Here is a 20599-nt window from a genome sequence, read left to right as displayed (position 1 = left end):
GGAGTCGCAGGTCATTGGGTATCCGGGGAAAAACCCCAAAATTTCCTATGCACCCGGACTCCGTCCGAAGGTCACCGACGCTACGACTATCAATTCTGTTACAAGAAATGCCGCCCTCGTACGTTTCACGGAGGGCGGCATTTCTACTGATTCAGGCGAAGAATCTACACATTAAATCTAAATTCCACTACGTCGCCGTCGGCCATGATGTATTCCTTGCCTTCGATCCGGACCTTGCCACGGGCCTTCGCCTCGGCCATGGAACCGGCCTCGATCAGGTCATCGAAGGAGACGACCTCGGCCTTGATGAAACCGCGCTGGAAATCGGAGTGGATCACGCCAGCCGCCTGCGGGGCAGTGTCGCCCTGGCGGATGGTCCACGCGCGGGTTTCCTTGGGGCCGGCCGTCAGGTAGGTCTGCAGTCCGAGGGTGTGGAAGCCGACGCGGGCCAGCTGGTCCAGCCCGGATTCATCCTGGCCGTTCATTTCCAGCATCTCGCGGGCTTCTGCCTCGTCGAGCTCCACCAGGTCGGACTCGAGCTTGGCGTCCAGGAAGATGGCGTCGGCGGGGGCCACGAGGGCCCGCAGTTCCGCCTGCTTCTCCGGACTGCCAAGGATTCCCTCGTCGGAGTTGAAGACATAGATGAAGGGTTTGGCCGTGAGCAGGCCGAGTTCCTTGAGGTGCTCCATCTCCAGCTTGTCGCTCTTGATGGACGAGAAGATGGTGTCGCCGCGTTCCAGCACTGCCTGCGCCGCCAGGATGGCCGCCAGTTCGGCGGCCTCCCGCTTCTTGATCTTGACTTCTTTTTCGATCCGCGGGATGGCCTTTTCGATGGTCTGCAGATCGGCCAGGATCAGCTCGGTGTTGATCGTCTCCATGTCGGAGCTGGGATCGACCTTGCCGTCGACGTGGATGACGTCCGGGTCATCGAACACGCGGACAACCTGCGCGATGGCCTCGGCCTCACGGATGTTGGCGAGGAACTGGTTGCCGAGGCCCTCGCCCTCGGAGGCGCCCTTGACGATGCCGGCGATATCCACGAAGGACACGGCGGCGGGCAGCAGGCGCGCGGAGCCGAAGATGCCGGCCAGCTTTTCAAGCCGGGCATCCGGCAGGTTCACGACGCCGATGTTGGGCTCGATCGTGGCGAACGGATAGTTCGCCGCGAGGACCTGGTTGCGGGTCAGTGCGTTGAAAAGGGTTGATTTGCCGACGTTGGGCAGTCCGACGATGCCAATAGTAAGAGCCACGAGCATATATTCTACCCGCACCAGCCGCCGGCCGTTGCTGCGGCCTGCGGCTGCGCCTGTGGCGCGGCAGGGTGCCGGCGCGGGCGCGGGGCGGTGTGGGGTGTTCCCGGGGCGTTGTCGGGTGGTGCGGCGGGTACATCCCGGAGTGTTCCAGGGTGTTCCAGGGTGTTCCGGGCGTCGAAGCCAAAACTGTCACAGGGGCATGTCACAGTGAAGACATGGAAGCTTTTTCTCTGATTCTCGCCCTGCTCATGCTGCTCACGGGCGCCGTCACCGGCGCCGCCGTCGTCTATGTCCTGCTGCGCCGGCGCTATCTGGCCGTGGAACAGGACTTCGACGGCGTGTCAGCCCGGCTGTCCGAGATCAGCGCCCAGTTCGCCGCCGCCGACGCCGAGAGGCGCCTGCTCGCGGCCCAGAACCGGGAACTCGGCGAGTCCCGGAACCACGACGGCAGTGTGCTCCGTGCGCTGGCGCCGGTGGCAGAAAAGCTCACTGCCGTGCAGCAGCAGGTATCCCTGCTCGAACGCGACCGGCTGGAGCAGTACGGCCAGCTGGCCCAGCAGCTGCAGGAGGCCCGCCTGTCCGATGAGCAGCTGCTGCGGTCCACGCATGCGCTGGAGTCCGCTCTGCGCTCCAACAGCGCCCGCGGCCAGTGGGGCGAGGTCCAGCTGCGCCGGGTGGTCGAGGCGGCAGGCATGCTGCGGCACGTGGACTTCCACGAACAGCTCCACAGCGGGCAGGCCCACAGCTCCGGCACGGACGGCAGCCTCCGGCCCGACCTCGTGGTGCAGCTGCCCGGCGACAAGCAGCTGGTGGTCGACGCAAAGGTCCCGCTGGCGTCGTATCTTGCCGCCCAGGACCTCGGCGCCGCCCAGGCGGGCCAGCAGTCCTCGCAGCTGCCCGGCAGCCAGCAGGCGCACCTCGCCGCCCATGCCAAGGCCCTGAAGGCCCATGTGGACGCGCTGGGCAGCAAGAAGTACTGGGACATCCCAGGCAACTCTCCGGAGCTGGTGGTCTGCTTCCTGCCGGCGGAATCAATCCTGGCCGCCGCCCTCACGGCCGACCCGGCCCTGCTGGACTACGCACTGGCCAAGAACGTGGTCCTGGCCTCCCCCGGGACCCTGCTGGCGGTGCTGAAGTCGGTGGCGTTCACGTGGCGGCAGGACGTGTTGACGGACAGCGCCCGGGAACTCTTCGAGCTCGCCCGGCAGCTCTACGACCGGATGGGCACGCTCGGCGAGAACGTCACCAAGCTGGGGTCCTCGCTGAAGACCTCGGTTGAGCGGTACAACTCCATGGTCGGGACCCTTGAGGCGCGCGTCCTGCCGACCGCGAGGAAACTCAACGCCCTGGAAGCCGCCGGACTGGCCACTCCCCCCGCCGTCGAAGTTACACCGCGGGCAGTCGCGGCCCCGGAACTTCAGTCCCGTGACGAGTCAGAAGAGTCCGCGGCCTAGGTGCCCTGCGCTTGGGTCTCAGTACCCCAGGACTGTCCAGTACCCAGGACTGTCCAGTGCTTAGGACTGTCCGGTGCCTAGGACTGTTCGGGGCGGGTGCCGCGGCCGCCGAGGGCGCGGGTGACGTCGCCGGCCTGCTTCAGGGTGGCCCGGAGCTCCTTCGGCAGGGAGAACAGGAGGTCTTCCTCGGCCGTGACGACTTCCTCGACCGATCCGTAGCCGTAGTCGGCGAGAAGCCGCAGCACATCCTTGACGAGGACTTCCGGGACAGAGGCCCCCGACGTCACGCCCACCGTGGCGACGCCCTCGAACCACGTCTCGTCAACCTCGTTGGCGAAGTCGACCCGGTAGGAGGCCTTGGCGCCGTATTCCAGCGCCACCTCCACGAGGCGGACGGAGTTTGAGGAGTTGGCGGAGCCCACCACGATCACCAGATCCGCCTGGGGCGAGATCTTCTTGATGGCCACCTGGCGGTTGGTGGTGGCGTAGCAGATGTCGTCGCTGGGAGGGTCCTGCAGGGTGGGGAACCGCTCCTTGAGCAGGCGCACGGTCTCCATGGTCTCGTCCACGCTGAGGGTGGTCTGCGAGAGCCAGATGACCTTTTCCGGGTCGCGGACCGTGACCTTGTCGACCTCGTGCGGGCCGTTGATGATCTGGATGTGTTCGGGGGCCTCGCCGGCGGTGCCTTCGACTTCCTCATGGCCGTCGTGGCCGATCAGCAGGATGTCGAAGTCATCCTTGGCGAACCGGACGGCTTCGCGGTGCACCTTGGTGACCAGCGGGCAGGTCGCGTCAATGGTGCGCAGGCCGCGGTCCTCGGCGGACTGGACGACGGCGGGCGAGACTCCATGCGCGGAAAAGATCACGAGGGCGCCTTCCGGAACCTCGTCGGTTTCATCGACGAAGATGGCGCCCTTTTCCTCCAGGGAGCTGACCACATGGACGTTGTGCACGATCTGCTTGCGGACATATACCGGCGGGCCGTAGTGTTCCAAGGCTTTTTCCACCGCGATGACTGCACGGTCCACGCCGGCACAGTAGCCGCGCGGGGCTGCCAGGAGGACCTTTTTGGGACCGGCGACCGGGGCCGCGGCCAGGACGTCTTCCGGGGAACGCCGCCTGCGCGGAACGGATGGCATCGGAACGGAGACAGCGGTGGTGGTCATGCTCCCATGCTACCGGTGTTCAATCCTGCCCCGTTTGCGGCCGCCGGCGACCCGGACAGCCACTCCCGTGGCTACCAGTGCTGCTCCCGCGACGGCACCAACGACGATCCACTGGCCGAAGCTGGCAGAGCACGCCGCGACGAACTCGTTCTTGAACAGCTCCGCCACATCGTTACCGCTCGAGGTCCCGGCGACAGCGGCGCCGGCGGCATCGCTGGCAAGCTTCCATACCCCCGCGAGCACCAGCGTCCCAACGCCCATTCCGACCAGCACGGTCCACCGGCGTCGGGCCGCAACGAACGCCAGAATGAAGGCGATGGCCGCGCCGACGGCAACGGCGTAGCCCATCGGGGCGTAGACGGTGACGCGTTCGATCATCTGGCGCTGGTCGGACTGCCCGATATGGATCAGCACCTGGCCGGGCGCCTCCAGCGGAAGGGTGGTCGCCGCAGTGACCTGCTTGGCCACCAGCCCGGCAAGCGGCGCGACATCCAGGGTGAGCGAGGACGACCCGTCAACCTCCGGCGGCAGCGTGCTGGGGTCGGCGAACGTGAGGCGGTGGCTCTTGCGCAGGGTTTCAGCCCAGGCCTCGGGGTAGCCGGGCAGTCCCGTCAGCGAGCGCGCCGCGCTGTCCAGGACCGGCCGGGCCAGCTCCGTGAAGGCTTCGGGAATGCCGGCGCTGGCGGCCAGGCCGTCAACGGCGGCCGCGGCCAGCCGCTGCTGGAACGCCGGGTCCTTGCCCAGCGGCGCGGTCAGGGCAACGAAGCCCTTTTCCTGGACGATGTTCTGGTCCACCCACATGGCTGGAACGGCGACGGCTGCCATCAGGAGCCCGATGAGGACGGCGACGGCAGAGACAAAAGTGCGCAAGGGATTCCTAGGAGGTTGATGGCATCCCTCCCATCCTAGGGCGGGGCCGGGCGCGGCCATAAAGTCGGACCCCGGTGGTAGAGCTATGGATAGAGTTGACAGAGACAACTTCCGGCTGCCGGCTGGCCCACCCGCCGGGGAGCGGGCCGCCGGCAGTCGCGGTGTAAGGACATGCAGTAAACGGCACGCAGCAAAGGACACGCACACATATGCACAAGGCACTCCACCAGGCACTCCCGGCCATGGAGCCCACGCATGCCTGAGGACGCGGCGGCGGCCACCACGCTACCGGCCACCGCGGCCCAAACCAGTCCGGACAACCCCTGGCCGCTGCAGTTGCTGTCCCAGAAGCTCAAGATGCATATCGACCGCGCGCCCTCGGCATGGGTTGAGGGGCAGGTAATCGAACTCAACCGGCGTGGCAGCAACGCCTACCTGACCCTGCGGGACATCGACGCCGAAATCTCGCTGCCGGCATCGGTCTGGACCACAGTGCTGGACCGCCAGGCCGCCCCGCTGGAACGCGGTTCCCGGGTTGTAGCCCTGATCAAGGCCGAATTTTGGCTCAAGACGGGCCGGCTGAACATGTCTGTGAAGGACATCCGGCCCGTGGGCCTCGGCGACCTCCTGGCCAGGATCGAGCGGCTGCGCCAGGCCCTCGCCGCCGAAGGACTCTTTGCCGATTCGCGCAAAAAGCGGCTTCCATTGCTCCCGCACCGAATCGGCCTGATCACCGGCCGCGACTCTGACGCCAAGAAGGATGTACTGCGCAATGCCGCCCTGCGCTGGCCGGCCGTCGAATTCGAGATCCGCGAAGTAGCGGTCCAGGGGAACACCGCCGTAGCCCAGATGATCGCGGCCTTGCGGGAACTCGACGCCCACCCCGTGGTCGACGTCATCGTCATCGCCCGCGGCGGGGGCGCCCTCGAGGACCTGTTGCCGTTCAGCAGCGAGGAGCTCATCCGGGCCGTCGCGGACGCGTCCACCCCCGTGGTGAGCGCGATCGGGCACGAAGCGGACCGGCCTATCCTCGATGACGTCGCAGACCTCAGGGCATCAACGCCCACCGACGCCGCGAAGAGGATAGTTCCCGACGTCGCCGAGGAGCTTGTCAGGGTCCGGCAGGCACGGGACCAGCTCCGTCGCGGGGTCACCCGGCTCGTTGAACGCGAGGGCGACCGGCTGGCCTCCCTGCGTTCGCGCCCCGTGCTGCTCTCCCCCGACGTCATGATCAGCCAGCGCCACGAGGACGTCGAACGGCTCAAGGTCCGCTCGCACTCGGCGATCAGCGCCGCCGTCGTGCGGGCAGCGGACCAACTGGTCCACCTCAAGGCGCAGGTGCGCGCACTCTCGCCGCAAAAGACACTGGATCGCGGCTACGCGGTGGTCCAGCTCGCCGGCGACGGAAACGCCCCCGCGGCGCACCGGGACGTTGTGCGCCATCCGTCCCAGGTGCCCGCCGGCACGGACCTCACGGTTCGGGTGGCCGGCGGCCGGTTCACGGCCCAATCCACCGGCGGCCAGGAACCGGCCGAGGAATAACCCCGGCGGACGGACGTGCCCACACGGCCACCCGTCAGCGCCCCGAACAGGCACCACCGTCAGCACCACAGACAGCGTCACCGCGGCACAAACCGCGACAATCAAGGAGCACCCACATGGCAGCAGAACCCAACCCGAACGCCGACATCGAGGCCCTCAGCTACGAGGACGCCCGCGAGCAGCTGGTCGCCGTGGTGGGCAAGCTGGAGGCCGGCGGCGCAAGCCTGGAGGAATCGCTTGCGCTGTGGGAACGCGGCGAAGCGCTGGCCAAGCGCTGCGAACAGTGGCTGGAAGGCGCCCGCAAGCGGCTCGCCGCGGCCCGGGAGCAGGCCACGGACAAGAACTAGGCACCGGCACGCCGCGGCGTGCCGGTTCCCTCCGTATTAGGAGCGCTCGACCAGATCCCGTTCCAGATCGACGTCGAACTCCGGATCCGGCCACTGCAGCTTCAGCCCTTCCAGGGCGTCCAGCATCAGCTGCTGCACCGCGATGCGGGCGTACCACTTCTTGTTGGCCGGCACGACGTACCAGGGCGCGATGTCAGTGGCCGTCTTCTCGAACGCCTCCTGGTACGCATCCATGTAGTCGTTCCAGAAGGCGCGCTCCTTGAGGTCGGTGCTGCTGTACTTCCACACCTTGGTTTCGTCATCGAGCCTGGCGAGCAGCCGGTCCTTCTGCTCGTCCCGGCTGATGTTGAGCATGACCTTGACCACCGTGGTCCCGGCTGCCGCCTGCCTTGCCTCGAATTCGTTGATGGCCTTGTAGCGCCGCTCCAGTTCCTCGGGACTTGCCCAGCGGTGGACCCGGTGAATCAGGACGTCCTCGTAATGCGAGCGGTCAAAGACGCCCACCATGCCGGCCGCCGGCACTGCCTTCTCGATCCGCCAGAGGAAATCGTAGGATTTCTCCTCCGGGGTCGGCGCCTTGAAGGACTTGAGCTGGACACCCTGCGGGTCCATCTGGCCCATGACATGGTTGACGATCCCGCCCTTGCCTGCGGTATCCATCGCCTGCAGGACCAGCAGGATGCGCTTGGTGCCGCCGAACCGGGATTCGGCGAAAAGCTGCTCCTGCAGGGTGGTCAGCTTGCCATCGAGCTCTGCCAGGAGCGCCTCGCCGTCGGATTTCCCGCCCGGGTAGCCCGGGGTGGAATCCGGGTCGCAGTCCTTCAGCTTGAATTTTTTTCCGACCAGCAGCGTCTCGGCGGGGTGCCGCTCGAACATCACAGCATCTGTCATGGAAAGCCTCTTTCCAGTTTCGTGCAGCCGCTTCGCGGGCGAGTCCCCGAGCTCCGCTGCTGACCGAAGCCTAGTTCCCCTTATACCGGCTCAGGAAGTCCGCCATGCGGTTGATTGCTTCCTCGAGGTCCTTGACGTTCGGCAGCGTCACCATCCGGAAGTGGTCCGGCCGGACCCAGTTGAACGCCCTTCCGTGGGACAGCAGGATCTTCTGCTCGCGGAGCAGGTCCAGGACAAATTTCTCGTCGTCGCGGATGTGGTAGACCTCGGGGTCCAGCTTCGGGAACAGATACATGGCCCCGCGCGCCTGCTGCGTGCTGACGCCCGGGATGGCGTTGAGCATGTCATAGGCCTTGTTCCGCTGTTCCAGGAGGCGCCCGCCGGGCAGGATGAGGTCGTTGATGCTCTGGTAGCCGCCGAGGGCGGTCTGGATGGCGTGCTGGGCCGGCACATTGGCGCAGAGGCGCATGTTGGCTAGCAGGTTGATGCCCTCGAGGTAGTCCGCGGCGGCCTTTTTCGGCCCGGAGATGGCCATCCAGCCGGCCCGGAAGCCGCAGACCCGGTAGGCCTTGGAGAGCCCGCTGAAGGTCAGGCACAGGACATCGTCGCCGGTGAGCGAGGCGAGGTTTACGTGTACCGCGTCTTCGTAGAGGATCTTCTCGTAGATCTCGTCGGCGAAGAGCACCAGGCCGTGTTTCTCCGCGAGGGCAACGATCTTCTTCAGCGTCGCCTTCGGGTACACCGCACCTGTCGGGTTGTTCGGGTTGATGACCACGATGCCCTTGGTGCGCGGCGTGATCTTCGCTTCCATGTCCTCGAGGTCGGGCTGCCAGCCGGATTCCTCGTCGCAGAGGTAGTGCACGGGTTTCCCGCCGGCCAGGGCAACCGAGGCCGTCCACAGCGGGTAGTCCGGGGTGGGGATGAGGACCTCATCGCCGTCGTCGAGCAGGGCCATGAGCGACATTGTGATCAGTTCGCTGACGCCGTTGCCGAGGTAGATGTCATCCACGTGGATGTTCTGGATCCCGCGGGTCTGGTAGTACTGCGAGACGGCGGTGCGGGCCGAAAAAATGCCGCGCGAGTCGCTGTAGCCCTGGGCATGCGGCAGGTGGCGGATCATGTCCACCAGGATCGCGTCCGGCGCTTCAAACCCGAACGGGGCCGGGTTTCCGATGTTCAGTTTGAGGATGCGATGACCCTCCGCCTCCATCTGCTGGGCGGCCTGAAGAATCGGTCCACGGATGTCGTAAAGGACATTATGAAGCTTGGTGGACTGCTTGAATTCTGCCATTCATCAAATATGCCATATGGAGGATGTACTTCCGCTGAGACATGACTCACACGCGGGCGCCGCAGTAACAACAACGACGCCGGTGCCCGGGCTGTAAGCCCGGACACCGGCGTCGCAGGGTCGCCAGTGGCCTACTGCTGGGCGAGGCCCTTTTCCTTCAGCCACGCGTCGGCGGCATCTTTCGGGTTCTGCTTCTGGCTGCCGCTCACGGCACGGTTGAGGTTGATGAGGTCTTCCGTGGTGAGGACCTTGGACACTGCGTTGAGCGTTTCCTTTGCCTTGTCCGTCATCTTGGCCGAGTTGTACAGCGGCAGCACCTGCTGGGCGATGAAGTTGTTCTTCGGATCCTCCAGCACCACGAGGTCGTTGTCCGGGATGGACGGGGTGGTGGTGTAGATGTCTGCGACCTGGACCTGGTCCGAGAGCAGCGCCTTGAGCGTGACGGCGCCGCCGCCGTCGCTGAACGGCTCGAGTTTCTTAGGCACGCAGTTGTAGTTCTTCGCCAGGCCCGGCAGGCCGTAGGCGCGCTCGGCGAAGGTCGCCGGGGCGCCGATGACGAGATCGCCGCAGACCTTCGCCATGTCTTCGATGGACTTCAGCTGGTGCTTCTCGGCCGTGGCCTTGGTGACCACCATGGCGTCCTTGTCCTCAGCCTTGGAGGCATCGAGCACGGCCAGGCCCTGCGGGAGCTTGGTCGGGAGTGCCTTCGCGATGTCTTCGGCGGAGACCTCGGTGGCGTCCTTGTTTACATACAGCAGCAGGTTGCCGCTGTAGTCGGGAACAACGTCCACCGAGCCGTCCTGGACTGCTTTGATGTAGACCTCGCGCGAGCCGATGTTCGGCTTGGTGCTGGCGGTGACGCCCGCGGCGTTCAGGGCACCGGCGTAGACCTCGGCCAGGATCTGGCTCTCGGGGAAATCAGCCGACCCGATCACCAGGGCACCGCCGGAACCGGAGGCGGCACCGCTGCTGGCCGGGGCCGAGCTCAGCGGGTTTGACGAGCCTCCGCAGGCGGACAGGGCCATGGCCAGGCCGACGCCGACGGCCAGGCCGCCGAATGCGCGCCGGCCAAGGCCTCGTTGGCGGGATTCCTTCATGACGTACCTCCTTGAACAACAGTCTCCGCGATCACGGGGTCTGTGAGATCAACCGCAGCCTGCTGGCTGCGGTTCGGCTTGGATGAGGCGCCCCGTGACAGGAACAGCCTCTGAATAAGGGCAAGGATAAGGTCGACGCTGATGGCAAGGGCGGCGATCAGCAGCGAGCCTCCCAGCATTTGCGGGAAGTCGGAGAGCACGAGCCCGTCGAACAGGTAACGGCCCAGGCCGCCCAGGTTGATGTAGGCGACCACGGAAACGGTGGCGATCACCTGGAGCACCCCGGTCCGGAACCCGCCGTACATCACCGGCAGCGCGTTCGGGAATTCCGCCCGGAACAGGACCTGCCACTCGGTCATGCCCATGGCGCGGGCGGCATCCACCACATTGCGGTCGACGCTGGAGATTCCGGCGTAGGTGCCGGCGAGCAGCGGCGGCACGGTCAGGATCACGAGAGCCCAGATCGGCGGCATCAGCCCGATGCCGGCGAGCAGGACGAACAAGGTGAGCAAGCCGAGGGTGGGCAGGGCGCGCAGCGCGCCCGCGACTGACACGATCGCAACCCGCCCGCGGCCGGTATGCCCGACGAACAGGCCGATCGGGACGGCGATGGCGATGGCGATCACCATCACCAGGCCCGTGTAGAACAGGTGTTCGGCCAGGCGCACCGGGATTCCGGCACTGCCGGACCAGTTCTCCGGATCGCTGAGCCAGGCAAAGGTGTCCGTGACGACGTTATTCACGCGTTTCCCCCTCCGGTCTTGGGACGCGAAAACCGCATCGCCGCCGCGGCGGGGCCAGTCCTGTCCGGGCCCGCTCCCGAACCGGTGCCGCCACCCGTGGCCGCCGCGGCCCGGGTCCAGGGCGTCAGCAGCCGTTCAAGCAGCACCAGGACGGCGTCCATCAGCAGCGCCAGGAGAAGGATGGCGATGATGCCCACCACCACTTCGGTGACGAAGTCACGCTGGAGGCCGGAGGTGAAGAGCATTCCGAGGTTGCCGATGCCGAGCAGTGCCGCGACGCTGACCAGCGAGATATTGCTGACCGAGACCACGCGCAGCCCGGCGAACAGCACCGGCAAGGACAGCGGCAGGTCGATCTGCATGAAGCGGGCGAAGGGTTTGAACCCCATGGCGACGGCGGCCTGCCGCAGGTCCTCGTCCACCGAGTCGAAGGCATCCAGCGTGGCGCGCACCAGCAGGGCGATGGCGTAGATGGTCAGGGCCACCACCACGTTGACCGGATCCAGGATCCGGGTTCCGAGGATGGTCGGCAGGATGATGAAAAGCGCCAGCGAGGGGATCGTGTACAGCAGCGAGGACCCGGTGAGCACCAAGGACCGGAGCCCGCGGCTCTGCCGGGCGAGCTGGGCCAGCGGAACGGCTATGAGGACCCCGAACACCATCGGCAGGATGGCCAGGATGAGGTGCTGGCCGGCGAGGCTGAAGACTTCGGCCCTGTTGGCCAGGAACCACTCCATCAGAGCCCTCCGTGCCGGACGTTGCGGTCTGACTCGATGACGGCGAGGACTTCGGCGGCTCCGATGACTCCGGCCACCCGGCCGTCGTCGTCCACGGCGACGCCGAGGCCCGAGGGTGAGGACAGGGCCGCGTCCAGTGCCCGGCGGAGCGTGTCCCCCTTCCGGAACAGGGAGCCTCCGGGAACCATCGCCGGGGCGGTTCCGGTGGCGCTGCGGGGCCCGGCCCAGCCCAGGGGCCGGAGAGCGTCGTCGACCACCAGCTGCCATTCATCGGAGCTGCCCTCACCCCTGAGCTGATCGGGCGTGAGAGTGGGGACGGGGTGGATGGTGACACCGTCCGAGGGGCTGAACGCAAGGTGCCGGAACCCGCGGTCACGGCCCACGAAGGAGGCCACGAACTCGTTCGCCGGGGCCCGCAGGATCTCCGCCGGGGCGGCGTACTGCGCCAGCTTGCCGCCGACGGCGAACACGGCCACTTTGTCGCCCAGGACGGTGGCCTCGTCGATGTCATGAGTGACGAAGACGATCGTCTTGGCCAGGTCATGCTGGAGCCGGAGGAGCTCCTTCTGGAGTTCGTCGCGGACCACCGGGTCCACGGCGCTGAAGGGCTCGTCCATGAGCAGCACCGGAGGATCGGCCGCGAGTGCCCGGGCCACGCCCACGCGCTGCTGCTGTCCGCCCGAGAGCTGGGACGGGTACCGCTTGCCGAGCGAGGAGGCCAGCCCGACGACGTCGAGCAGTTCCTGGGCGCGCTTGCGGGCGTCGGCTTTGGACACGCCGTTGAGCCGGGGAACGGTGGCGATGTTGTCCAGCACGGAGCGGTGCGGCATCAACCCGGAGGACTGCATGACGTAGCCCATGGACCGCCGCAGCTGCGCGGCAGGGACTGAAGTGACATCGGCCCCGTCCACGGTGATGACGCCGGACGTGGGCTCCACCATGCGGTTGATCATCCGCAGGGACGTGGTCTTACCGCAGCCGGAGGGTCCGACGAAGACAGTGATGGCGCCCTTATCGATGGACATGGTCAGCCCGTCAACGGCGGCCTGACCGCCCTGGTACTGCTTGGTGACGTTCTGGAACTCGATCATGGCTTCGGCCATTTCCGGGCTTACCTAACTGTTGGCGGCAACATTGGTCGGGCCAGCGCACGGTTTCGTCAGTGTGCTGGCCATAAAGCAGTTAGCTCATAGACTAACCAGCACCCCGGACTATGTCAGCGGCGCGGGGCTCCCGTAAGGCTTCGGAAGCACAACGATTTTGGATGGGTGGCGCGCCGGAAATCCTTCCGGCGCGCCACCGCGGCCCTTGTCTCACCCGGCGGTGTGCTTCAGCGGGGCCGCCGCGCACCCTTCGCGCCACTGGTGTTTCTGCTATTTCCGTCCTGGCGGCTCTTTCCGCCGCCGTGCGCGTTCTCGTGGTTGTCCCGTTCGGCTGACCGCTGGCTCTTGCCCGCTACGACGATCTTCTGGTGCCATTCCCGCTGGTAGGCGCGCCGCGCGGCCGCGTCGTGGCGGCGCGCCAGGGCGGCGAGTTCGCGTTGCAGCTTCAGGTAGCTGGCCCACCGGCGGTCCTCCAGTACGCCGTCGGCGAGCGCCGCCTGCACGGCACAGCCGGGTTCCCGGCCGTGCGCGCAGTCCGAGAAGCGGCAGTGCTCGAAGAGCTCTTCGAGGTCGCCGAACATCTCCTCCATTCCTCCCTCGGCGTCGAAGACCCCGAAGCCGCGCACCCCCGGCGTGTCCATCAGGACGGCGCCGCCGGGCAGGGGAACGAGCGCGCGGGACGTGGTGGTGTGCCTGCCCTTGCCGTCGCCCGCCCGCACTGCCCCCGTCTCCTGGGCCGGGACGCCGGCGAGGGCATTGATGAGCGTGGATTTTCCGGCGCCAGAGGGCCCCAGCAGCACCAGCGTGCCGCCGGGCGGCAGATGGCCCAGCACTTCGTCGAGGCCATCGCCGTTCTCGGCAGAGGTGGTGACGACGTCGACGCCGGCTGCCTGGCGCACGACCGTCGCCACGACGTCGTCCGCGAGGTCCACAATGTCCGCCTTCGTGATGATCACGAGCGGCGTGGCACCGGAGTCCCACGCCGCAACCAGGGTCCGTTCGAGCCGGTTGTGCGTGAGCGGACGATCCACCGGAACGACGATCCCGACGACGTCCATGTTGGCGCCAAGGACCTGCGCCTCGGACGAGGCCTCGAAGGCACGCTTGCGGCTCAGCTCCGAGTGGCGGGGCAGGATGCCCACGATGGCGGGCTCCCCCGCCGCGTTCGGACCCAGCCAGACCCAGTCCCCGGTGGCGGGAAGCTCCCCGCCGCGCGGGTAGGGCAGGTGGGCGGTTCCGCCGCCCTCGGCCACCAGGACGAGGTTGCGGTCCACCCGGATGACGCGGCCAGGGCGGTCGCCGCCCGGCACCGGCTGGGCCGCGAACCGCTCGGCGACGCCGGCCGTGTAGCCGTAGAGGACAGGACCTTCGGGGCCAGCCTCATCGGAGGGCACGGCCGTATGAGGCACGGACGTATGAGGCACAGATAAATGAGGTTCGGATGAATTGGTAATGAGGGCGCTGCCGGCGCCCCGGGATGCAGGATAAATGGTCAACGAAAACCCTTTGGTGGGGCCCCGTGGTGCGGCGCATTGCGGGCTGCGGCGGTTTGGATGCCGCGCGCGGAGACTAGCGCTCGATGGCTAGGCTGCGCCGTGGGACGGGGCAGGAGTAATGACATTGCTTGTATCGGTGCGCTGCGCGCTCAGAAATATCGCATTCATTGCTTCCACCTCCCCGTCAATTGCCGGTCTGCTGCGGCCGGCGGTTTCTACAGGATAGCGATGGTGCCCGTGCCTGGCCAGCGGTTTAGCCGGAAAGTTTTCCGTTCAGCGGCCGCTCACGGTACAGACGCAGCCCGGCATCCACGAGCGAGACCCGGTTTAGCTGCGCCACCTCATCCAGTGGAATCCAGGCCGCGTGGGTGGTGCTGCCGTTCACTTCGTGACGCAGTTCCCCGCCCGTGATCGTCGCCTCGTAGACCAGCCGGAGCGACTGGAAGTCCCGTACGCCGCCGTCGAGCCGGACTTCGGACGGCCAGTGCCCGACGTCGATCCCCAGCATGGCGCCGACCTCGGCGTCGTAACCGGTTTCCTCGTGAATCTCGCGTCGGCACCCGTCCACCGGGTGTTCAGCCAGGTCCAGGCCGCCGCCGGGCAGCGTCCAGCCCTCGCGGCCGTCCTGCTTCCAGTACGCCAGGAGGATCCCGGCATCCCGGATTATGACGGCGTAGGCGGCGGGCCGGGTGTCGAATTGCATGCTCATCCCCCCAGCGTAGTGGCCGGAGGATTGCCTCCGCCTACTCCTGTTCCGCCACCAGCTGCAGCACCCCGAACACCGGCTCCTGCGCCAGGACCCGGACATCGGTGATCCCCGCGGCGGCCAGTGCCGTGCGGAACGACTCCTGGAGCCCCGGCACGTTCATGCCGAGTCCGCCGCCCAGGATGACGGGGCCCTCGATGCCGAGCTGCCGGACGGTCTGCGCGGCGAGGTCGGCGAGGTCGCGCCCGGCCTGCTCCATGAGGGCCCGGCTCGGCGCATGCCCGGCGTCTGCAGCCTCCACCACGAGACGGGCCTGCTGGGCCCAGAACCGGCGCCCGGTCTCGGGCGAGTGGAACATGGCGATCAGCTTGTTCGGGTCATCCACCCCGCAGGATGCCAGCAGGGCAGTGGAGAGTTCGTCGGGTTCCAGCCCCTGGTTCATCCGGCGCAGGCTGTGGCGGACTGCCTCCCGGCCCAGCCAGTAGCCGCTGCCCTCGTCGCCGAGCAGGTAGCCCCAGCCCCCGGCCCGGGCCTCCTCGCCGCGGCCGTTCTTGCCCCACGCGGCCGATCCGGTGCCGGCGATGACCGCGACGCCGGTGCTGGCACCGCCTGCGGCAAGCAGCAGCCGGGAGTCGTGGACCACCGTGATCCGGGCACCGGGCACGTGCGGGGCAATCAGTGCCGCGAGCGCCGCGGCGTCGTCATCGGTGTCGATGCCGCCGGCTCCGGCGTAGACCTGGGCGACGTCTCCCCCGCCGATCCTGGCGAAGAGTTCCGCGAGGTTGAAGGCGGCTTCCTCGGGGCTGACGTTCTGGACATTGGAGCTGCCCACCGATTCATCGGCAACGGGCGCGCCGTCCTCGAACCTGACGCCCCGGGTTTTGGTGCCGCCGATGTCCAGTCCGATCACGGCACCTGTCCTCGCCGTGGCAGATGGCGTGGTGGAAGATGGAACGGAGTCCGCCGCCGGCGGCATATCAGTGTTAGTCACTGGAACAGGTTACTGAATCGCTGCAAGGAGCCCGCAATGCCCCACGATCTTTTCGGCACACCCGTCATCGCGGCGCCCATGGCCGGCGGCACCTCCACACCGGCCTTCGTCGAAGCCGTACACCGGGCTGGCGGGCTGGGCTTCCTCGCGGCCGGCTACAAGAGCGTGGCGGCCATGCAGGCGGAAATCCGCACCATCCGGGAGTCCGGCGCCCGGTTCGGCATGAATGTGTTTGTCCCGGATCCGGCCCAGCTGCCACCCTCCGCGGCGGTGCTGGCGGAACTCGAGGATTACCGGCAGCAGCTGCGCCCCGACGCCCGGCGCTACGGCGTCCAGCTTCCGCAGTTGCGGCTCGACGACGACGACGAATGGCAGGGAAAGATCGATGCCCTGCTCTCAGAGCCCGTGGAGCTGGTCAGTTTCGCGTTCGGGCTGCCCGGCCCGGACGTCGTTCGGGCCCTGCAGCGGGCGGGGTCGGCGGTGCTGGCCACTGTCACCACCGCGGCCGAGGCCGTGCAGGCGGCAGGGCAAGGCGTGGACGCCCTCGTCGTGCAGCACACGAGCGCCGGCGGACACAGCGCAGCGTTCCTTCCGGCCCCGGAGCCGCAACCGGCTTACACAGCGGAGCCGGGCGGCACAACTGCGCAGCCGGGCGGCACGACGGCGGAGCTGCTCGCCGAGGTGCGGTCCGTCGTCGACCTTCCGCTGGTGGCTGCGGGCGGCATCATGGATGCGGCCGGGCTGGACGCCGTGCTGCGTGCCGGGGCCGTCGCAGCCCAGCTCGGCACCGCATTTCTCCGCACTGACCAAAGCGGCGCCAAGCAGCTGCACAAAGATGCCCTGGCCGATCCGCACTTCACCCGAACCCGGCTGACACGCGCCTTCACCGGCCGGCAGGCCCGGGCCCTGGAGAACGAATTCGTCCGCGACCACCCCGAGGCGCCGGAGGCCTACCCTGCCGTCCACCACCTCACCGCGCCCATCCGGGCCGCGGCCACCGCAGCCGGCGACGCGGAACGCCTGAACCTGTGGGCGGGCACGGGCTGGCAGAAGGCACAAGCCGGACCCGTGGCCGGCGTCGTGCGAGGGCTGCTCGCCGGCCGCTGACCGCCGCCGACCCCCCGCCGACCCCCACCATCGGAATCCGGCCGGACCTGGCCGAACTCCGAAGTCGCCGGAAACGTGCCAAACCGCCGTCACCTTACGGCGACCTCGGCGCCAACCGGCGACCTGAGCGTTCCGGCCTGAGCGGACCGGCTCCGGCTCGGCCTCAGCGCACCGGCCCGGCTCAGCCTGCCGAGCGTTCGCGCACGAAGCCTGCCAGGAGCGCCGGACCGTCGCGGAGCACGAATTCGCGGAACAAGCGCACGGGATCGGACTCGGCATCGGCCACGGCATTCCGCGAAACCGGCTCCCGCCAAGCGAGGCCGATCTCGCGGAACGCCAGGACTGAATCCAGGGGAATCTCAACCCAGCCCGGTCCGCCGTCGTCGGCTTCGGTGCCCCGCGACGGGTGGTGGCTGTTTTGTGCGGCTCTGCCGGGTGCGGAGCCGCCGGGCGGCAGAATGCTGACGCCGAGCCCGGCCGAGACGAGGCCGCGGACGGTGTGCGAGTCCTGGCTCTCGAAGGCAATGCGCGGGCGGAACCCCGCCTCCCGGAACAACGCGTCGGTCAGCGAGCGCATGCCGTAGCCGGACCCCATCGCTACGAAGGGCTCCTGCCGGATCTCGGCAACCTTGGCCCGACGGCGGCCGGCCAGGGCATGCCGGTGGTGGACCACCAGGCGCAACGGTTCGCGGTACAGCGCGGCCGAACCGATTCGCTTGCTGGGTGTGGCAACGGGTGCCGTGAGCGCCACGTCGGCGGAGCCCGCGGCCAGTTCCGCGAGGCAGCCGTCCCGTGCACCCTGGCTGAGGTCAAAGGCAGTCTGCGGGTGCCTGCTCCGGAAAGCACTGATGAGCAGCGGCAGCATTGCCTCGCCGAAGGTGTGCTGGAACGATACGGCGATCCGGCCGCGGACCACCTCCGACTCGTGCCTGACGCTGTCCAGCCCCGTCTGGAATTCGGCCAGGGCGGCCTCGATGTGGGGCATGAGCGCCTTCGCCGCGGGCGTCAACCGCACGCCCCGGCCGTCCCGGATCAGCAGCTCCGTCCCCACGATGGCGCTGGCCCGCGCAATGGAACGGCTCACGGTCGACTGCGGCAGGCCCAGGAGCTCGGCCGTCTCGGTAATGTGCTCCGTCCGCCCCAGTTCCGCCAGCATCGGCAGCAGGGGCAGCAGCTGCACGAGCTGCCTGTGTTCGACGTCCATGTTCCCCTCCGACACTGATCCATATTTGCTATCTATTCTATGGAAATCATGCATTGGAAGCATCCCTCGGGCAGGCTTTAGCCTGAAGGTATGCCACGCATTTCCGCACCCACCGGCACCGGCCCACGCCCCGCGGCCAAGGACGCAGCCAATCTCGCAGCTGATTCTGCAGCCAACGCTGCCGCATGGGCTGGCCATCCGAAGGGCTCCACGGCCTACCGCCGGATCCTCGCCGGGCTTGCCTTTGCCGGCGTCGCAACCTTCGCCCAGCTCTACTCCACCCAGGCGGTGCTCCCGCTCCTGGCGGCGGATCTTCGCGTCTCGGCCGCCGAGGCCGCGCTGACCATCTCCCTGGCAACGGTAGGGCTGGCCCTGACGGTGCTCCCCTGGTCCTTCCTGGCCGACCGGATCGGCCGGGTCCGGGCAATGATGTGGGGCATCTCAGCGGCCACCGTCCTGGGCCTGCTGGTCCCCCTGGCCCCCAGCTTCCCCGTGCTGCTGTGCCTGCGGATGCTGGAGGGAATGGCCCTCGGCGGCATCCCGGCGATCGCGATCGCGTATCTCAACGAGGAGGTCAACAAGGCCCACGCCGCCGTCGCCGCCGGGAGCTATGTCGCCGGGACCACCCTGGGCGGCCTGGCCGGCCGGCTGGTCGCCGGGCCCGCGGGTGAACTGTGGGGCTGGCGGGCCGCGGCCCTGGCGGTCTCCGTTCTGGCTAGCGGAGCGGCAGTCCTGTTCCTTGTTCTGGTGCCCCGGGCCAAGGGCTTCACCGCCGCGGCCGCGGGCGGCTTCCGCGGGGCCTTTCGCACGCTGGCCGGCCATGGCCGCAATCCCCGGCTCCTGGCCCTGTACATCCAGGCATTCCTGCTCATGGGCGGTTTCGTGGCCGTCTACAACTACCTCGGATTCCGGCTGTCAGGGGAGCCGTTCAGCCTGCCCGCCACCGCGATCAGCCTGATCTTCCTGGCCTACCTCTCCGGAACCGTCTCGGCGCGCTGGGCAGCGGGCCTGACGTCGCGGTTCGGCCGGCGCACCGTCCTGATCGCCGGCACCGCACTGATGGCAGGCGGCCTGGCCCTGACGCTCACGGAACAGCTGGCCGCGATCCTGGCGGGATTGCTGCTGTTCACGGGCGGCTTCTTCGCGGCACACAGCATCGGATCCGGCTGGACCGGGCTGATCGCCACGACGGGCCGGGCGCAGGCCGCCTCGCTGTACAACCTTGCCTACTACCTCGGCTCCAGCGTGCTTGGCTGGGCCGGCGGCCTGGTCTTCCAGCGGTTCGGCTGGACGGCCCTTGCGCTGACGGTCATCGGACTGGCCGGCGCGACGGCGGCAATCACCGCCGTCGCGCATCCCGCGCCGGTGCCCGCAACCGGCACCGCGGCCGCCGGCAGGGTCACGGCATCGGGCTAGGCACCGGACCCTCGGGCTACTGCGTTGCCTCGATCGCCTGCACGAGGTCGGCGACGATGTCGGCCGGGTCCTCCAGCCCCACCGAGATCCGCAGCAGGTTCGCGTGCGGCTTGGCCGCGGCTTCGACCGGCCGGTGGGTCAGGCCGGCCGGGTGCTGGATGAGGGTATCAATCCCGCCGAGGGACACGGCGTGGGTGATCATGCCGACGGCGGCCGGGATCCGCTCGGCGTGCTCGGCGCTGGCGAGTTCGAAGGCCATGAGCGATCCCGGCCCGGACATCTGTGTGCCCACCAGGCCCTGCGGGTCGCATTCGGCCAGTCCCGGGTAGTAAACCCGCCTCACGAGCCCGTGCCCTGCCAGGGCAACCGCGATTTTTTCGGCGCCGGCCTGCTGGGCGCGGACCCGGACCGGGAGCGTTGCCAGCCCGCGGTGCAGCAGGTACGCCGGCCACGGGGTCAGGATGCCGCCGGTCACGGCCCGGATCTGGCGCAGGCGCACTGCCCATTCAGAGCCTGCGGCCACCACGCCGCCCATAGCGTCCCCGTGGCCGCCCAGGAACTTCGTGGCGCTGTGCAGCACCATGGCCGCGCCGTGCTTGAAGGGTTGCTGCAGTACCGGGCTGGCGAAGGTGTTGTCCACCAGGAGCGGCACACCGTCGGCGGCGGCTGCCACGCGGGCGATGTCCACCAGCTCGAGGGTCGGGTTGGCCGGCGTCTCGAGGATCACCAGGCCGGTGTCCGGCCGGAGGGCGGCGCCGACGCCCTCCGGCGTCGCGAAGGTGACCTCGTTGCCAAGGACGCCGGAGGCCAAAAGGTAGTCGCTGCCGCCGTACAGCGGGCGCACGGCGACAACGTGCTTCTTGCCCGCGGCCACAACCGCGAGGAGCACGGCGCTCAGCGCCGCCATTCCGGTGGCAAAGGCGACAGACTCGGGCGTGCCTTCCAGGACAGCGACGCCTTCTTCGAAGCGTGCCACCGTGGGGTTCCACAGCCGCTGGTAGACCGTGCTTTGCCCCTCCACATGTGAGCCGCCGGTGGCCATGTGCTCGTAGGCAAGGCCTCCGTCGTGCACGGACGGCAGGGGCGCCGTCGTGGACAGATCGATGGGCACCGCGTGGACGCCCAGTTCCGTGAGCCCGCTCCGGCCTGCGTGGACCGCCAATGAATCTTGAGAAAGCACCCTTG

General features: G+C 68.1%; 19 protein-coding genes. 5 read left to right on the top strand and 14 right to left on the bottom strand.

From position 1 onward, the window contains the following. Positions 1-164 precede the first annotated feature (164 nt). The gene (gene ychF / locus AC1DFR_RS15090) at positions 165-1250 is read right to left on the bottom strand and encodes a redox-regulated ATPase YchF (protein WP_028275710.1); all 1086 of its coding nucleotides are present in this window, start codon (positions 1248-1250) and stop codon (positions 165-167) included. 218 nt (positions 1251-1468) lie between these two features. Between ychF and AC1DFR_RS15085 the strand changes: the two genes are divergently transcribed. Continuing rightward, positions 1469-2707 carry a DNA recombination protein RmuC gene (locus AC1DFR_RS15085; protein WP_476873777.1) on the top strand — a complete coding sequence of 413 codons (1239 nt, stop codon included), beginning with the start codon at positions 1469-1471 and terminating at the stop codon, positions 2705-2707. A 77-nt stretch (positions 2708-2784) separates the two neighbouring features. On the opposite strand, the gene AC1DFR_RS15080 is transcribed toward AC1DFR_RS15085, so the two are convergent. Both AC1DFR_RS15080 and AC1DFR_RS15075 read right to left on the bottom strand, forming a co-directional pair. Then, a complete protein-coding gene (locus AC1DFR_RS15080; RefSeq protein WP_018773787.1) occupies positions 2785-3873 on the bottom strand; it encodes a 4-hydroxy-3-methylbut-2-enyl diphosphate reductase in 1089 nt (362 codons plus the stop codon). A gap of 9 nt (positions 3874-3882) precedes the next feature. After that, positions 3883-4743, bottom strand: a complete 861-nt coding sequence (locus tag AC1DFR_RS15075) for a hypothetical protein (protein WP_476873776.1) — start codon at positions 4741-4743, stop codon at positions 3883-3885. Positions 4744-4998: 255 nt separating this feature from the next. On the opposite strand from AC1DFR_RS15075, the gene xseA reads away from it, so the two are divergent. Together xseA and AC1DFR_RS15065 are read left to right on the top strand one after the other, a co-directional pair. After that, entirely contained in the window at positions 4999-6285 is a 1287-nt protein-coding gene (xseA, locus tag AC1DFR_RS15070) for an exodeoxyribonuclease VII large subunit (RefSeq protein ID WP_230009060.1), read from the top strand. Positions 6286-6401: 116 nt separating this feature from the next. Continuing rightward, entirely contained in the window at positions 6402-6632 is a 231-nt protein-coding gene (locus tag AC1DFR_RS15065) for an exodeoxyribonuclease VII small subunit (protein WP_476873775.1), read from the top strand. Between the two features lie 36 nt (positions 6633-6668). Here AC1DFR_RS15065 and AC1DFR_RS15060 read toward each other — a convergent pair whose 3' ends face one another. The 9 genes from AC1DFR_RS15060 to AC1DFR_RS15020 all read right to left on the bottom strand — a co-directional run bounded on the left by AC1DFR_RS15060 (position 6669) and on the right by AC1DFR_RS15020 (position 15672). Beyond that, positions 6669-7523 (bottom strand): polyphosphate kinase 2 family protein, encoded by an 855-nt coding sequence (locus AC1DFR_RS15060; protein WP_476873774.1) that lies wholly within the window; start codon positions 7521-7523, stop codon positions 6669-6671. 70 nt (positions 7524-7593) lie between these two features. Further along, positions 7594-8814 carry a pyridoxal phosphate-dependent aminotransferase gene (locus AC1DFR_RS15055; protein ID WP_079550274.1) on the bottom strand — a complete coding sequence of 407 codons (1221 nt, stop codon included), beginning with the start codon at positions 8812-8814 and terminating at the stop codon, positions 7594-7596. Between the two features lie 131 nt (positions 8815-8945). Next, on the bottom strand, positions 8946-9911 hold the full coding sequence (locus AC1DFR_RS15050; protein ID WP_223913874.1) for an ABC transporter substrate-binding protein: 966 nt from the start codon (positions 9909-9911) through the stop codon (positions 8946-8948). Next, positions 9908-10654 (bottom strand): ABC transporter permease, encoded by a 747-nt coding sequence (locus AC1DFR_RS15045; RefSeq protein WP_223913873.1) that lies wholly within the window; start codon positions 10652-10654, stop codon positions 9908-9910. Before AC1DFR_RS15045 ends, AC1DFR_RS15050 begins: the two co-directional genes overlap by 4 nt. Further along, positions 10651-11391 (bottom strand): ABC transporter permease, encoded by a 741-nt coding sequence (locus AC1DFR_RS15040; protein WP_230008996.1) that lies wholly within the window; start codon positions 11389-11391, stop codon positions 10651-10653. Before AC1DFR_RS15040 ends, AC1DFR_RS15045 begins: the two co-directional genes overlap by 4 nt. Then, on the bottom strand, positions 11391-12494 hold the full coding sequence (locus AC1DFR_RS15035) for an ABC transporter ATP-binding protein (RefSeq protein ID WP_476858938.1): 1104 nt from the start codon (positions 12492-12494) through the stop codon (positions 11391-11393). Before AC1DFR_RS15035 ends, AC1DFR_RS15040 begins: the two co-directional genes overlap by 1 nt. 227 nt (positions 12495-12721) lie before the next feature. Next, positions 12722-13903, bottom strand: coding sequence for a ribosome small subunit-dependent GTPase A (gene rsgA / locus AC1DFR_RS15030; RefSeq protein WP_476873773.1), 1182 nt, complete (start codon positions 13901-13903; stop codon positions 12722-12724). Positions 13904-14243: 340 nt separating this feature from the next. Then, positions 14244-14699, bottom strand: coding sequence for an NUDIX hydrolase (locus tag AC1DFR_RS15025; protein WP_028275721.1), 456 nt, complete (start codon positions 14697-14699; stop codon positions 14244-14246). A gap of 34 nt (positions 14700-14733) precedes the next feature. After that, entirely contained in the window at positions 14734-15672 is a 939-nt protein-coding gene (locus AC1DFR_RS15020) for an N-acetylglucosamine kinase (RefSeq protein ID WP_476855787.1), read from the bottom strand. Between the two features lie 51 nt (positions 15673-15723). Between AC1DFR_RS15020 and AC1DFR_RS15015 the strand changes: the two genes are divergently transcribed. After that, positions 15724-16794: a nitronate monooxygenase gene (locus AC1DFR_RS15015; RefSeq protein ID WP_476873772.1), complete on the top strand. Its 1071-nt coding sequence runs from the start codon at positions 15724-15726 to the stop codon at positions 16792-16794. A 181-nt stretch (positions 16795-16975) separates the two neighbouring features. On the opposite strand, the gene AC1DFR_RS15010 is transcribed toward AC1DFR_RS15015, so the two are convergent. Further along, positions 16976-17998 carry a LysR family transcriptional regulator gene (locus AC1DFR_RS15010; RefSeq protein ID WP_476873771.1) on the bottom strand — a complete coding sequence of 341 codons (1023 nt, stop codon included), beginning with the start codon at positions 17996-17998 and terminating at the stop codon, positions 16976-16978. Between the two features lie 90 nt (positions 17999-18088). On the opposite strand from AC1DFR_RS15010, the gene AC1DFR_RS15005 reads away from it, so the two are divergent. Further along, positions 18089-19414: an MFS transporter gene (locus AC1DFR_RS15005; RefSeq protein WP_476873770.1), complete on the top strand. Its 1326-nt coding sequence runs from the start codon at positions 18089-18091 to the stop codon at positions 19412-19414. Positions 19415-19430: 16 nt separating this feature from the next. Here the strand turns inward: AC1DFR_RS15005 and AC1DFR_RS15000 are convergent, their stop codons facing one another. After that, positions 19431-20594 (bottom strand): trans-sulfuration enzyme family protein, encoded by a 1164-nt coding sequence (locus tag AC1DFR_RS15000; protein ID WP_476873769.1) that lies wholly within the window; start codon positions 20592-20594, stop codon positions 19431-19433. Between the last annotated feature and the right edge of the window lie 5 nt (positions 20595-20599).

The sequence above is a fragment of the Arthrobacter sp. 05T410 genome (assembly GCF_056396505.1).
This window is presented reverse-complemented; position numbering and strand designations above follow the sequence as displayed.

Excerpts from the sequence above, each read along its gene's own strand:
- AC1DFR_RS15085 (WP_476873777.1), top strand. The coding sequence starts at position 1,469 with ATGGAAGCTTTTTCTCTGATTCTCGCCCTGCTCATGCTGCTCACGGGC.
- AC1DFR_RS15080 (WP_018773787.1), bottom strand. The coding sequence starts at position 3,873 with ATGACCACCACCGCTGTCTCCGTTCCGATGCCATCCGTTCCGCGCAGG.
- xseA (WP_230009060.1), top strand. The coding sequence starts at position 4,999 with ATGCCTGAGGACGCGGCGGCGGCCACCACGCTACCGGCCACCGCGGCC.
- AC1DFR_RS15065 (WP_476873775.1), top strand. The coding sequence starts at position 6,402 with ATGGCAGCAGAACCCAACCCGAACGCCGACATCGAGGCCCTCAGCTAC.
- AC1DFR_RS15060 (WP_476873774.1), bottom strand. The coding sequence starts at position 7,523 with ATGACAGATGCTGTGATGTTCGAGCGGCACCCCGCCGAGACGCTGCTG.
- AC1DFR_RS15055 (WP_079550274.1), bottom strand. The coding sequence starts at position 8,814 with ATGGCAGAATTCAAGCAGTCCACCAAGCTTCATAATGTCCTTTACGAC.
- AC1DFR_RS15050 (WP_223913874.1), bottom strand. The coding sequence starts at position 9,911 with ATGAAGGAATCCCGCCAACGAGGCCTTGGCCGGCGCGCATTCGGCGGC.
- AC1DFR_RS15040 (WP_230008996.1), bottom strand. The coding sequence starts at position 11,391 with ATGGAGTGGTTCCTGGCCAACAGGGCCGAAGTCTTCAGCCTCGCCGGC.
- AC1DFR_RS15035 (WP_476858938.1), bottom strand. The coding sequence starts at position 12,494 with ATGGCCGAAGCCATGATCGAGTTCCAGAACGTCACCAAGCAGTACCAG.
- AC1DFR_RS15025 (WP_028275721.1), bottom strand. The coding sequence starts at position 14,699 with ATGAGCATGCAATTCGACACCCGGCCCGCCGCCTACGCCGTCATAATC.
- AC1DFR_RS15020 (WP_476855787.1), bottom strand. The coding sequence starts at position 15,672 with ATGCCGCCGGCGGCGGACTCCGTTCCATCTTCCACCACGCCATCTGCC.
- AC1DFR_RS15015 (WP_476873772.1), top strand. The coding sequence starts at position 15,724 with ATGCCCCACGATCTTTTCGGCACACCCGTCATCGCGGCGCCCATGGCC.
- AC1DFR_RS15010 (WP_476873771.1), bottom strand. The coding sequence starts at position 17,998 with ATGGACGTCGAACACAGGCAGCTCGTGCAGCTGCTGCCCCTGCTGCCG.
- AC1DFR_RS15005 (WP_476873770.1), top strand. The coding sequence starts at position 18,089 with ATGCCACGCATTTCCGCACCCACCGGCACCGGCCCACGCCCCGCGGCC.